This is a genomic window from Clostridium beijerinckii (assembly GCA_003129525.1).
In the GTDB taxonomy this organism is placed as follows: Bacteria; Bacillota; Clostridia; order Clostridiales; family Clostridiaceae; genus Clostridium; species Clostridium beijerinckii_D.
The window spans coordinates 2,146,693-2,159,844 of record CP029329.1 but is presented as its reverse complement, the minus strand read 5'-3'; the positions used below and the strand labels follow the sequence as shown (position 1 = coordinate 2,159,844).

At 29.0% G+C, this 13,152-nt stretch carries 14 protein-coding genes and 1 riboswitch; of the genes, 1 reads left to right on the top strand and 13 read right to left on the bottom strand.

The genetic code is table 11. From position 1 onward, the window contains the following. Positions 1–34: 34 nt before the first annotated feature. From DIC82_09510 to DIC82_09455, 12 genes are all read right to left on the bottom strand, one after another. Positions 35–1,216, bottom strand: coding sequence for a hypothetical protein (locus DIC82_09510; protein ID AWK51247.1), 1,182 nt, complete (start codon positions 1,214–1,216; stop codon positions 35–37). Positions 1,217–1,259: 43 nt separating this feature from the next. After that, on the bottom strand, positions 1,260–2,399 hold the full coding sequence (locus DIC82_09505) for a polysaccharide pyruvyl transferase family protein (protein ID AWK51246.1): 1,140 nt from the start codon (positions 2,397–2,399) through the stop codon (positions 1,260–1,262). Positions 2,400–2,401: 2 nt separating this feature from the next. Further along, positions 2,402–3,226 (bottom strand): hypothetical protein, encoded by an 825-nt coding sequence (locus DIC82_09500; protein ID AWK51245.1) that lies wholly within the window; start codon positions 3,224–3,226, stop codon positions 2,402–2,404. Beyond that, positions 3,120–3,626 (bottom strand): multidrug MFS transporter, encoded by a 507-nt coding sequence (locus DIC82_09495; GenBank protein ID AWK51244.1) that lies wholly within the window; start codon positions 3,624–3,626, stop codon positions 3,120–3,122. Before DIC82_09495 ends, DIC82_09500 begins: the two co-directional genes overlap by 107 nt. Positions 3,627–3,695: 69 nt before the next feature. Then, positions 3,696–4,220, bottom strand: a complete 525-nt coding sequence (locus DIC82_09490; GenBank protein AWK51243.1) for a UDP-N-acetylglucosamine--LPS N-acetylglucosamine transferase — start codon at positions 4,218–4,220, stop codon at positions 3,696–3,698. A gap of 63 nt (positions 4,221–4,283) precedes the next feature. After that, the gene (gene tagD / locus DIC82_09485; protein AWK51242.1) at positions 4,284–4,685 is read right to left on the bottom strand and encodes a glycerol-3-phosphate cytidylyltransferase; all 402 of its coding nucleotides are present in this window, start codon (positions 4,683–4,685) and stop codon (positions 4,284–4,286) included. Between the two features lie 184 nt (positions 4,686–4,869). After that, the gene (locus tag DIC82_09480; GenBank protein AWK51241.1) at positions 4,870–5,541 is read right to left on the bottom strand and encodes a multidrug MFS transporter; all 672 of its coding nucleotides are present in this window, start codon (positions 5,539–5,541) and stop codon (positions 4,870–4,872) included. Positions 5,542–5,639: 98 nt separating this feature from the next. Further along, a riboswitch (cyclic di-GMP riboswitch) is annotated at positions 5,640–5,723 on the bottom strand. 235 nt (positions 5,724–5,958) lie between these two features. After that, positions 5,959–6,723 (bottom strand): capsular biosynthesis protein, encoded by a 765-nt coding sequence (locus DIC82_09475; protein AWK51240.1) that lies wholly within the window; start codon positions 6,721–6,723, stop codon positions 5,959–5,961. Between the two features lie 446 nt (positions 6,724–7,169). Next, positions 7,170–7,892, bottom strand: coding sequence for a capsular biosynthesis protein (locus DIC82_09470; GenBank protein AWK51239.1), 723 nt, complete (start codon positions 7,890–7,892; stop codon positions 7,170–7,172). A gap of 14 nt (positions 7,893–7,906) precedes the next feature. Then, positions 7,907–8,599, bottom strand: a complete 693-nt coding sequence (locus DIC82_09465) for a capsular biosynthesis protein (protein AWK51238.1) — start codon at positions 8,597–8,599, stop codon at positions 7,907–7,909. A gap of 386 nt (positions 8,600–8,985) precedes the next feature. Further along, positions 8,986–9,981 carry a cell wall-binding protein gene (locus tag DIC82_09460; GenBank protein AWK51237.1) on the bottom strand — a complete coding sequence of 332 codons (996 nt, stop codon included), beginning with the start codon at positions 9,979–9,981 and terminating at the stop codon, positions 8,986–8,988. 219 nt (positions 9,982–10,200) lie between these two features. Continuing rightward, complete coding sequence (locus DIC82_09455; GenBank protein ID AWK51236.1) at positions 10,201–10,836, bottom strand: hypothetical protein; 636 nt, start codon at positions 10,834–10,836, stop codon at positions 10,201–10,203. A gap of 292 nt (positions 10,837–11,128) precedes the next feature. On the opposite strand from DIC82_09455, the gene DIC82_09450 reads away from it, so the two are divergent. After that, positions 11,129–11,575, top strand: coding sequence for a hypothetical protein (locus tag DIC82_09450; GenBank protein ID AWK51235.1), 447 nt, complete (start codon positions 11,129–11,131; stop codon positions 11,573–11,575). Between the two features lie 523 nt (positions 11,576–12,098). Here the strand turns inward: DIC82_09450 and DIC82_09445 are convergent. Then, on the bottom strand, positions 12,099–12,764 hold the full coding sequence (locus DIC82_09445) for a multidrug MFS transporter (GenBank protein AWK51234.1): 666 nt from the start codon (positions 12,762–12,764) through the stop codon (positions 12,099–12,101). Positions 12,765–13,152: the final 388 nt, after the last annotated feature.

The window sequence follows — 13,152 nt, the reverse complement described above, 5'->3', positions numbered from 1 at the left end:
CTCCATCTGTAAAAACTCATTCTTCAATTCTACTCTATTTAAATTTTATTTTAATTTTACGTCTTACTGATTTTATTTCACTTTTATTTTTTTCTTCATACATAATCGCAATAACCATAAGCATAATAAGCCATGCACTGATATAGTCCAAAAAATGAGAAGTAATTATTACCGAAAATGTATATATCATCATAAAATATGCTCTATAATCTTTCTTGACTATTTCAAACATATTGTTTACAAAAACAATTAGTCCTATTATTGTCGTTTCCCAATAAAGGCTTAGTATGTCACAATGCATACTCCCTACTTCACGAACAAACTTAATTGACGATTTTGACATAATTGTTTGAATTGAGCCAAAGCCATTTAAATCAAATAAATTATCTGATACACTCTTTATCAAAGTAACCCTTCCCGTAATAAAATCAGCCACACTAAACCCATACTGGCTATATACATATGACATCGTTTCATCTGAAATTAGTATTAAAATTATAAATGGTGTCAGCATGACTATAATTTTTGTTGTTGCTAGTAATACTTTATTAACTTCTTTTTTCGGTATCATTTCATAACAAATAAATAACAATGGAGCTAAAACAAAGCTCAATCGTTTAAATGAAACCATGCAAAGGAACATGCACAATATACTCATTATTTTATTTCCACGATATTTAAAATACATTAATAGCATCAAAAAATCATGTGCATTTGAAGACTCAAAAATCGATGATTTGCTATTATTCCATGATATAGACAAAATGTTTGTTAAACTTAGATTACCACTATTATCAATAATAAAATGAATTAAAAATCGTATAAAAAAAATATAGAAATACACATTACGTTCTTCTTTCTGAGTTGTGTTTATCCAAAAATAAGCATTTACTAAAGGTATTATAATATGAAAAACACTCTCAAATAGGTACATCTGATAATTGTCATTCTTTACCTGGATTATTAATGATATAACAATTATCACACAACATGCTGCCATTCCAAGCGTAAATTCTTTATAAAATTTACCTTTTCTAAATTTTAAACTTCCTCTATCGTTTAAATATAAAAATATATTAATTATACAAAATAAGCTTAACAAAACTAAATTGATTGATTGTTGAATCATTCCAACCTTAAAAAAAACATAAGTTATATTGTATGCCACAAAAATCAAAATTCTTAATTTATTAATTCCGTTTCCATATTTAGTCATAGTTTTTTCTCTTTCTAACTTAATCAGCAAATAAACTGTAAGTTTATGATTTTAAACTTGATAATACATTTTCAACAAATAAATTTGTCTTTTCTCTTTCTTCATTAATTACTCTATTGACTGGAACATAATCAATTGGATTATTATAGACATCATAATCATTCCAATCAGAGACAACTCGATTTTCTAAATTAGTAAGCTTCAAAATGCTCTCCAATCTTGTGCTAAATTTTTCTGGATATATTACTGAAAAATTCTTTGCAAAACTTATACAGAATGCAGTTCCATGAAAAGAATCAGTGATAATATATTCAGAGTAGTAAAACAGAGAAATAAATTCCTCTACAGAAGGAAGATATATAGATTTTCCTGGGGAAATAATCCTTTCTCTTGTTGTATCAATCCTATAAAGTTTTAATCCATGCTTCTCAGCAAACTTTTCTGCATATAGATCAAATGTCTTATTCTTATTGAGTTGATATATTAATACATATTTTTCACTAATTATTCTTGGAGCCATTATCTTTTTCCATTTCTCAATAGATAGCATAAATGTGGGATCTAATACATGAACACAGTCTTTGAACCCTAATTCTAACAATATCTCTTTTGCCGATTCCTCTCGCACAGATAAATGGCTAAATTTTAATAATCTTTTATAGATTTCTTTCGATTCTTTTTTATTTAATCGTTCTTTACCGATACTAGTGGAATAAGAAAAACACTTGCTTCCTTCAGGCACATAATCAAGAAAATATGACTCTTCAATTCCTCTGTTATATGTGCTGTTCCATAGTTGGTCACTTCCTGTACAATAGCAATCGGCAATCGGCAATTCCTGTTTTATTTCTTCATTACTATAATATTTCTTGGGCGTTAACTTAATGTACTTAGATAAAAAACTACCAAATACTTGAAATTGTTTTCTATGAATCGGAGTTTTTATCGCTCTAAAAACTTCTCTTGTTATAAAGTTCTTATTCCATTTTGAGTTAACTGCCAAATTGTCTTCTACAGAAGCTTTTGGATTTATTGAATCTTTTCTATAATAATCAACGAATTCAACTTCCAATCCCAATGCTTTTAAGTTTTCTTGAGTAGCGTAAGTTTGCAGAACTGACCCATAATTTCTTATTGAATGCATTGTAATAACACTTACTTTCATAATATCACCTCTCACCATATTTATTTATTGGTTTCTATATATTTAAGTACAACGTCATACATAGCACGCCAACCATTAAACTCTTTTATGAATTTGATAAATCCGCTACCATGGGAATGTTTAACTAAGAGTGCGGGCGCCTTAGCAACATAATAACCTTCTTGTATTATTCTATATGCCAATTCAACATCTTCTCCACCTTTTCCAAGTTCCTCTTTGAATTTATGTTTATCCCACAAAGTTTTTCTAACTAATGCATTACTACAACTTAGTATTCCAGGATGAATTTGGCTTTCTAATTTTATTTCAGTACCTTTAACTTTATTTTTAATATAGCCAAGATAATTAAATAACTTTTCAATCCAACTTCCATCCACCAAAGCAACTACATCACCATAGCATCCACCAATTTCTTGATTTTGAAATATATTGTTAGCCAGAATTAAATAATCATCGTTAGCAACTACAGAATGCCCACTTAAGAAACATAAAAGATCTCCTGTAGCTTTTTCACAGCCAATGTTACTAGAGTAACTATAATTGAAATCTTTCTTTTTAATTTTGATTATTCTTACGTCGTATTTTTCTGCAGTTTCAACTGTATTATCAGTTGATTCCGAATCAACCAATATTACTTCAAAGTTTCTATAGGATTGTTTTAAGAGACTCTTTAAAACTTCTTCTATATGCTTACTTTCATTATATGTTCTAATAATGATACTAATTTTATAATCCATCTTATTTACCTTCCTTGAAAATGTTACCAACGATACTATCCAGCTTTCTATTGAATTTCCTATTATTACTAAGCATTTCTTTCGGCATCTCGGCAACAATATTTTCATAATCTCTTATTATCTCTTCCAGTTTTTCAATCTCATAAACAGGAATTATATTGCCCTGTCGCTCATGAACTGCTCTTACAAACTCAATTTGATGATTATTTATATGTTCATCAAACTGCTTCTGCCTTGGAACAACAATTGGAATTTTCCCTGCCTGAAGAGGCATTATAAAACTCGATGGACCACCATGAGTGATAACAATTCTGGCTTCAGCCACATTTCTCATCACTTCCTTATAGGGAATTAAATTATACCAATTACACTTTTTAGGTTCATATGTACTATATCCTGTCTGAATAATAACATCCTCTGTAATTTTTCCTGATCCTTTTAAATTATCAATATATTCTACAAGTCTGTTGAATGACTGCTCATGTGTTCCAACTGTTACAAAAATCATTTCTACCTCCTAATCTACAACAATGAATAAAGCTATAATTTGTAATAAATTAATTATCAAAAAACATAATTAAAAGATTCCGCCCAAGTTAATTGCTTTCGGATAAACCTTTTTCTGATCTTCCCACTGAACAATAAATTTATCAACAATAGGATATACCATTTTTCCTGTCATTGTTGGTTTATCAATACGATCAAATACTTCTATATAAATTAATTTTTTTCCCATTAATTTTGCAAAATAAAAGAAAGGAACAGCAACAGCTGCACCAGATGAAATAAGTAAATCCGGTTTTTCTTTCCAAAGAACCCACCATGCAACACCTATATTTCGTATTAAATTTTTAATATTTCTGTTTGTAGGAAAATAACAAGGATACACTTTCTCGCCTTCGAGCAAACTCTGTGCATCTTCTTTATCGAAAGTTACCCAGAATCGTTCTTTATTTTTCCAGAAAGGCTTAAGCATATATAGGTGTGTTAGATGTCCTCCACTTGAGCCAACTAAACATACTTTAATATTAGTTCTATTCTCTAAGCTATCTATACTACTTTTTGATTTATGATTAACTTTATTCTTAATCTTATTTGTCATTTTGTTTATTCTCTCCTGTCCAAGGCAAAATTTAGATACACTAAAAGTTCTATATTGTAGTATTTAACTAATTCTGTCTTTCAAATTTTTCTTAATCTGAGTAGTAGAGATTTCTGGTGTTCTCTTTAGATATACAACCTCAACACCTTCATCTTTTAAGAAATCAAATTTCCCTTTCCAGTCATCGCCCATTACAAATGTATCAATATGATATTCGTGCACGTCTTTTATCTTCTGTTCCCAGCAAGTTTCTGGAATAACTAAATCAACATAACGAATGGATTCAAGTAACTGTTTTCTCTCTTCGTAAGTGAAGTAACACTTCTTATTCTTTTCATTCCAGTTGAACTCATCATCAGAAAGAACAACTATCAAATAATCTCCAAGTGCCTTTGCTCTTTGCAATATATTAATATGACCATAATGTAATAAATCAAATGTTCCATAAGTAATGACTCGTTTCATAATTATATTTCTTCCTTTCGCTTCGCTCAATTCACACAACACAATGAAATGATTTAACTTCGATTGATCACATCCTGCTTCATTTTATTTAAGCAGAATAAAATTTACTACTAATTCAATGTCTGATTCTATCATTCTTTTTTGATTCATAAAGCTAAGATTTACCTTTTATCTATTTTTATTTCTATCTCGCATGTTCATCCCCAAAAAACACCCCAAAAGTCCTAAATATCAATCCCAAATCAACTAAAGTATTTCTTTCTTCAACATACCTAACATCCAATTCCATCCACTCTTCAAACTCAATATCACTTCTCCCAGAAACTTGCCAATAACAAGTTAAGCCAGGTTTAACACTTAGCCTTGTCATCATCCATTTTTCAAATTTCATGACTTCTTTTGGAAGTGAAGGTCTTGGTCCTACTAAGCTCATTTCTCCTTTTAAAACATTAACTAATTGTGGAAGTTCATCTATGCTTGTCTTCCTTATGACTTTACCAACCTTAGTTACTCTTGGATCTTCTTTCATTTTAAACATTGGTCCACACATTTCATTTTTATCATGTAACTTGTCCTTTAATTCCTCTGCATTAGCTACCATAGACCTAAACTTATACATTTTAAATCTCTTTCCATTTTTCCCTACTCTTACTTGAGAAAAAATAGAATTTCCTTTAGATTCAAGTCTAATTAAAATAGCCACAGACAAAAATATAGGACTTAAAACTATAAGTCCTATTAATGAGCAAACCACATCAATAATTCTCTTTAAAAAACAATATATAATCCTATTATTTTCTACTTCTATTTGTTCTTTAAACAGAACTTGATCCCTATCGAATTCTAGTTGTTGCATTTTATACCTCCCTCTTATAAAAATACAAATTTTAACCAATTTTACACACAAAAAAAACCAACCTTTATAAACTATAAATTATAAACTTATAGACTATAAACTATAAAGGTCGGTTGCACTATTAACTTACCATATATAAAGTGCCCAATTAAAATATATGGATCATTGTTTCCTTGATAATAAAACATATTAATTTTTATTTGTATAAGATACATGATATATTCGTACATATTTTTTTAACTTTATTATATCATCTAACATTTTTATACTTATATAACAATTAATTTAATAACTAAATATAATATAACAATGCTTACTTATTGCATAAATTATACCATAGAATTTATTATTTGTTATCATTTAACTAATAATCCATTGTATAAATCGTATTACATAATACGCCAATTTTCAATAAAATTATCTCTTAAGAAATGAGAATATTGATTTTTTCTCTTTAATTCGTTCTCCAAGGAACTCAATATCCACATTTTTCAAAATTTTTTCAGAGCTATCTTGAAATATGCTTTTATTCATACCTTTTCCAAGCAAAGCTATAGCATTTTTGAGTCCTGTATTTCTGCTTTTAATGTTATGTGCATCTGATCCTATGAAATTATATATATTATTTGTTAAAAATAAATCAGCTGTCTTTTTAACATTTTGTCCGAATTTTCCTTCTATACTTCCTGAATTCATTTGAAATAAATATCCTTGATCAATAAATTCATTAATCAGTGAAGGTTTTTCTATAAAGAACTTGTATCTTTCTGGATGTGCAATTGTTGGTACAATATCTCTAACTTGAAGTTCATAAAGAATATCAAATGTATTCTCATCAAATTTATCCATTGGCAATTCAATAAGCATATACCTTGAATCATTTATTGTTCCGATATTCCCTTCCAGATAATCTTCTATTATTTTTTTAGTAAAATAAACTTCTTGTCCACTATATATCTTCACATCTATTTTTTCATTTTCTAAAAGTACATTAATTTCTTTTACATGATTTTTCACGTCAATAATTGTAGCTTCTCCATATTCAAGTAAATAATGAGGTGTAGCTACAATTTCTTTAGTGCCTTCTTTTTCTGCGTTTCTAATCATCTCCAAAGTCATTTCCATACTTTTAGATCCATCATCAATTCCTGGTATTATATGTGAATGAATATCTACTATCATATTTACTCCTTTTTTCAATGTTCAATTATCAATTGTTAATTGAATATAGATACCCACCCCTTAAGTTATACTTATACTATGAATATACTTCCAACTAGAAATAAAGGGGCCTGCTTTTGCGTAATGTTACATTGAAAATTTTGATGGCTGCGCTTCTTGATTACAAGTTGTTCCAAATATGCTTGTTCAAAAAGTGAGAATCGAAAAGTGAAGGTCCAAATTTTATATTTGGCCTCCTGAACTTTCTCCTTGTGGGCATTTTATATTTCGTTCTTCGAACTTTCTCTGTGAGCGCTTGTCTTTGAAGCAAGCATTTTGGGTACAACTTGTAATCTTAGAAGCACCCATCAAAATCTTCCGTAACTGTAGCAAATGCATGCCCCTTTATTTCGGCGGATATACACATAAGTATGATTTTCACCGTGGGTATCTATATTTACCATTGATTATTTCGCTTTCTTTTCATCATTACTTCCATAATAGTAGTAGTACTTACCTCTAGTATTTTCAACTGCATGTAAAACAGTACCTATTATGTTAGCTCCTACTTTAGTCAAAAGATTTTTAGCCTCAATAACCGCTTCTCTGTTTGTTCTTTGAGCTCTTATAACAAGTATAGTTCCATCTGCTTTTGTAGAAAGAATTTGAGCATCCGTAACTGCTTGAAGTGGAGCACTATCTAAAATAACAATATCGTATTTTTCTCTTATAGTTTCTATGAGATTAGTCATTGCACTTGATGATAGCATTTCTGATGGATTTGGCGGAATTTTACCTGATGTTAATATATCAAGGTTTTCATTACGACTTTGTATTACTTCTTCTAACTTTTCTTTTCCTATAAGCACTTCTGAAACACCCACTAAATTTGATAATTTAAAATTCTTATGTACTGAAGGCTTTCTTAAATCACAATCCACTATTATAACTTTTTTTTCATTTTGAGCAAAAGATAAAGCAAGATTTCCTGCTACTGTAGATTTTCCTTCTGCTGCTTCTGCGCTTGTAACTACTATAGTTTTTATTTGTTTATCAAAAGATGAGTATTGTATATTTGTTCTTAAAGTTCTATATGCTTCTGATACTATGGATTTTGGTTTTTTTTCAACTGCAAAACCTCTATATTGTTGATTTGATACCGCTTTATGTATTTTTTTTGCCGTAAACATCTCTCATGCCCCCCTTAATCCAAGTCATCAGGAATTGCACCAATAACAGGTATTCCTAATATTTGTTCTAATTGCTCTTTTGTTTTAAATGTATTATCCATAAACTCCAATAAAAATGCTAATCCAATACTAATCATAAGTCCAATTAAAAATGCAATAGCTATATTCATCTTTTTATTAGGACTAACTGGATTTTCTGGCATCTTTACACTTTCTATTATCTTAACATTTCCATTTGGTATAAGCTCTTTGGATGTTTCTATAAATTGAGTTGTAACCGCATCAACTAAATCCCTAGATAATACTCTATCAGTACTTATATACTTTATTTCTAAAATTTGAGTGTTTGCACTTGGTGTAACTGTTAAGCCTCCAAGAACTTCCTCTGATGTTATATTCAAATCTGCTGTATTAATAGCTTTTTCAACTAAATCATTAGTTGTTATTACTCCAGCATACGTCTTTAATAATTGCTGATACATTTGAATATCACTATTATTATAATTTTGATCTTTAGTATTTTCTTTTCCTATAAAAACCTTAGTACTTGCTTCATACTTAGGTGCAATTACAAAAAAGCTAATAATTCCAGCTGTTAATGTTGCAATTAATGCTATTGAAAGTATCATCTTCCATCTTTTCATCAATATATCTATTATGTCTTGAATTTTTATAATTTCTTCATCTCTTATAATTTCTTCATTCATATTTCAAACTCTCCATAACTACTATTTTTTTGACCTTTAAACTCTCTCAAATTTTCATCTACACTAAAAGCTGTTTTTGATACAAAAGTAATAATCTCAGGCTCTATAATTCTCCAAGATGTCCATTGGTTATTTCCCTTCAACATAATCTTCCCCCCAAATCATCATCGATGCTAAATTCATTCAACAATTACCATTATAGCATAAATTCTCCTATGAAGTACTTAGAATTTGATATCTACTTGTAAAAAAACAATAAAATATTTACTTAAAATACAAGCACTCCCCTAAATCTACATTTAATGGAGTGCTTGTATTTTATAGTTTTCATTTTTCTAGGGCATCCTAGTCAAAAGTTTGCAACTAATTTGTTATTAAATTCTGAATTAGTTAACTTTAACTGTTTCTACACTACTTGGAGTCACATAATATAGCTTACCATTAGTGCTATCATATACAGAAATACTTGCAGTTATTGTTACTGTTCCTGTTTGGCCTGCTTCAATTGTATATCCATCTTTATAAGTACCCTTTATATAAGCATCTTTGCCATTTAGAGTAACATATACATCTTTTGTAACTGTATATGATTTTCCAGTTGCATATATTTTTTCAGCATATGGCCCTGGTGTAAAACTAAATGTAGGTTGTATAAGTGTTCCATCTGCATTTTTGCTTATTTCTATAGGCTTAGTAATTTGTGTAGCTGATTTATATTGAGCATCTATAACTTCTTGTGAAAGTGCCACATAGTTTGTTCCTGAATTATGATGTGATTTATCGTCTGGTGTTGGTGTTGGCGGTGGAGTTGGAATTGGAGTTGGTTTTACTTCAGGTCCATCAATTTTAAATGCTAAAGTTGGAGTTGGTTTTACAGTTCCTATAGCTTCCCCACTTGCTGCAAAAGTATAAATTACTCCATTAATAGTAACCTTTCCTGTTGCCATTGCTCCACTTTGTGCAAAATAATACACTTTTCCATTAACTTCAACTACACCTGTTTGCATTGCTCCTGATTCACTTGTAAAGTACCACGTTCCCTTATCATAAACCCAACCTATTTTCATTGCTCCTGATGATTGCATATAATACCAAGTTCCATTATTATAAACCCATCCTGTCTTCATTGCACCTGATGGTTGCATATAATACCATGTTCCATTATCCTTAGCCCAACCAGTTCTCATATATCCATCTGAACCAAAGTAATACCAATTGTTACCTATAGTTCTCCAACCTTTAGAATATGAATTTCCTTCTGTATTCCACCATCCATGAGAATCTTGCTTCCAAGCTGCTGATGCTCCTACTGGCGATACAGTTACTATTGTCATAACTGTTAGCGCTACTGCAACTAACTTTTTTAATTTAAAATTTTTCATTATTATATTATCCTCCTTAATACTTTTCCCCATTTAAAATACCATGTTATCTATAAACTCTTAATATTTTTAAATTACTTTAAAAATAAGTTATAATTCATCTTTTCTTTAATTTCACTTACTTAGATTTTTTTAATTGTAGGTATAAATAATGCTTTTTTTATTTTATTCATGCTAAAATATTAACTCCATTTGTATTTGTTGAATTTATTATAGCTATTATTTTATAGCATTAGTAACATCCTCTTTAGTTAAATTATCTAACCTAGTAACAATTTTTTCATAATCTGCAGAGTTAATTTGAACTATTACTTGTCCATTTTTCTCAATAGAAGCAGTAGTCAATCCTTTACTATCTAAACCAAAATTAACATTCATATTATTTTCATATTTTGAAACAACATACCTAACAATTTCTTCTGCCGCTACTTTTTCACTTCCCTTTGTGTCATTCATGTTCTTTAATTTATTTGCAACTGTCATAAAATCAGCTTTAAATTTAGAAAAGGCCTCATCATCTTTAGTAACCTTTTCTAAAACAGTTGCTATACTATTGCCGTTATTATTATTAATTTTTATTAAAATTCTATATATTGTTGGTCTATTAGCAAAAAATTCAATAGTGGTATCAGTCACCTTTCCATTCACAAGATCTCCAATTGTAGCATCCTTGTCAATTCCATCTAATAAGTCTGTTGGATTTTCACCATTTTTATATTGGTTTTCAATCAAGTTTAATATAGATTCCTTATTCATAAGTTCATCAGGTATAGTAGTTGCTGATGCTCCAATTGATGTAGAAGAAGCTAGTACTAAAACAAGTGCCCCAACTGATAATAATTTTTTCATTTTCATTTTTATTTTATCCCCTTTCAATTCATAAAGATGTAGTATTTATAAATCATATAATCATATAATTTCCCTCTTAACAATTTAAACCACATATCCTTATATTATATTATTTTCAATATAATTACAATTTGTTTTTATTCTTATTCTTTTATATGCATGATTTTATATTATGAAAAACTATATGCATAATAATTTCACCTAATAGAAAATCTTCATAAAGGTTTTTATGTTATCTGTATAAAAAATATAACTAAGGAAATGATTATTACTATATTAATAATTAGGAGTTTTTTACATGATGAAAAAGCATAAAAATTATTTTACGCTTATATTAGTTTTTTTATTCATAGAAGTATTCCTGTGTCTTCCCATACTACTTTGTATTCCCTTGTTGAAAAATTTAGTTTTCTTCTCAGCCCCAGTCCCAAATGATGCACCAAATATAAATTATCCTGTAGGGAAAAAAAGTTCTCCATCATATGATACAATAACAGGAAATGACGGTTGGCCTCATTATAGAGTATTTTTTTGGGTCCCTAAAACAGCTACAACATTTGTTCCATACTCTGATGCTAACGTAAAAACAGATGTTTCTTCTCATGGACCTGTAGAAAAATGGTCAGTGATAGAAACTAAAACTACATATGCTCATGAAAAGTTGGTATTTATTTTTGTTCCTAAAACTTTTGTGTATTTATACGGAAATGACTTTGAAAAGGTTATTCATTTAAAATATAGTTAGTAATTAATATAAAAAAACTCCACTAAATTTTCATTTAGTGAAGTGCTTTTACCCACAAATTCTCGTTTTCCCTAGGGTACTTTTAAATTCCTAATGACTGTGGTTGCTATGTTTATTATCTTTATGTTTTTTTAATATAATATCTGCATTTCTATCCGCTCTGCTAGATACTTTGCACAAAGCTAGTATAAATACTATTGTTATAACAACTATTAATATAATTAGAATTTTTATCATATAATGACCTCTATTATATACGTTTTGTTTAATTGTATATTTTTTTCTTTATTATGTCAATTATTTTTCTAGACCATCCGAATGTGGAATGTCTGGAAATATTCCTGCAATGATTAAAAAATTTGGAACAGAAGAGATGAATTTGATCATATCAACTTTGGTCATTGGGATCTATTAAGAGAAAAACAGATAAGATTTTATTAATTCATCTTATCTGTTATTTGAATATGTTATTTCTTAGGTCACATCTAACTGTTACATGATACATGTCTCCTGAATACCCCTTCTATCTTGCATGCTCATCCCCAAAAAGCACCCCAAATGTTCTAAATATTAAACTTATATCAACTAAAGTATTTCTCTCTTCAACATATTTAACATCCAATTCCATCCACTCTTCAAACTTAATATCACTTCTTCCTGAAACTTGCCAATAACAAGTTAATCCCGGTTTAACACTTAACCTTTCCATCATCCAACCTTCAAATTCCATAACTTCTTTTGGAAGTGATGGTCTTGGCCCTACTAAACTCATGTCACCTTTTAATACATTAACTAGCTGTGGAAGTTCATCTATGCTTGTTTTTCTTATGAATTTACCAACTTTAGTTACTCTGGGGTCTTCTTTCATTTTAAACATCGGTCCACACATTTCATTTTTATCACATAACCTATCTTTCAATTCTTCTGCATTAGCTACCATAGACCTGAATTTGTACATTTCAAACATTTTCCCATCCTTACCAACTCTTTTTTGTGAAAAGATTGCAAAGCCTTTTGATTCAATTCTTATTGCTATTACTACAATCAAGAATATGGGACTTAAAATTATTAATGCCATTAATGAACAAACTATGTCCATAGTTCTCTTAAAAAAATAATATCCATTCCTAGACTCTTCTATTGGTTCATCAAACAAAACCTCTTCTCTATTAACCTCCAGTTGTTGCATTTTACCCCCCTTAAATAAATTGCTTAAATCTAACAAGTAATTTCTTACCAATATATCTATTATATCTTAAAACCCATTTTTTGTAAGATTTAGTAAACGATATCATTTTATTTATTATATTGCATAATTAGAGTAAAAATAAGAATATATTATGTTTTTTATATTCTATGTTTCACTTTCCACATCTATATATTAAAATCTACACATACTGTTGAAATAACAAATAACGTTACATTTAGAAACTAATATATTGTTACATTAGGATTACTTAATCTATATAATACATCTTTAATCAAAAATGAACTTGATACCATGAAAGCAAAAAAATATAATACATTATTGTTTCTTAGTCCTCTGAAACAATAATGTATTATATTTATACTTCCAT

What these genes read in the sequence shown, in the direction of transcription:
- DIC82_09510 (AWK51247.1), bottom strand. Translation starts at nt 1,216, where the DNA reads ATGACTAAATATGGAAACGGAATTAATAAATTAAGAATTTTGATTTTT.
- DIC82_09505 (AWK51246.1), bottom strand. Translation starts at nt 2,399, where the DNA reads ATGGTGAGAGGTGATATTATGAAAGTAAGTGTTATTACAATGCATTCA.
- DIC82_09500 (AWK51245.1), bottom strand. Translation starts at nt 3,226, where the DNA reads ATGAAAATATTGTTGCCGAGATGCCGAAAGAAATGCTTAGTAATAATA.
- DIC82_09495 (AWK51244.1), bottom strand. Translation starts at nt 3,626, where the DNA reads ATGATTTTTGTAACAGTTGGAACACATGAGCAGTCATTCAACAGACTT.
- DIC82_09490 (AWK51243.1), bottom strand. Translation starts at nt 4,220, where the DNA reads ATGACAAATAAGATTAAGAATAAAGTTAATCATAAATCAAAAAGTAGT.
- tagD (AWK51242.1), bottom strand. Translation starts at nt 4,685, where the DNA reads ATGAAACGAGTCATTACTTATGGAACATTTGATTTATTACATTATGGT.
- DIC82_09480 (AWK51241.1), bottom strand. Translation starts at nt 5,541, where the DNA reads ATGCAACAACTAGAATTCGATAGGGATCAAGTTCTGTTTAAAGAACAA.
- DIC82_09475 (AWK51240.1), bottom strand. Translation starts at nt 6,723, where the DNA reads ATGATAGTAGATATTCATTCACATATAATACCAGGAATTGATGATGGA.
- DIC82_09470 (AWK51239.1), bottom strand. Translation starts at nt 7,892, where the DNA reads ATGTTTACGGCAAAAAAAATACATAAAGCGGTATCAAATCAACAATAT.
- DIC82_09465 (AWK51238.1), bottom strand. Translation starts at nt 8,599, where the DNA reads ATGAATGAAGAAATTATAAGAGATGAAGAAATTATAAAAATTCAAGAC.
- DIC82_09460 (AWK51237.1), bottom strand. Translation starts at nt 9,981, where the DNA reads ATGAAAAATTTTAAATTAAAAAAGTTAGTTGCAGTAGCGCTAACAGTT.
- DIC82_09455 (AWK51236.1), bottom strand. Translation starts at nt 10,836, where the DNA reads ATGAAAATGAAAAAATTATTATCAGTTGGGGCACTTGTTTTAGTACTA.
- DIC82_09450 (AWK51235.1), top strand. Translation starts at nt 11,129, where the DNA reads ATGATGAAAAAGCATAAAAATTATTTTACGCTTATATTAGTTTTTTTA.
- DIC82_09445 (AWK51234.1), bottom strand. Translation starts at nt 12,764, where the DNA reads ATGCAACAACTGGAGGTTAATAGAGAAGAGGTTTTGTTTGATGAACCA.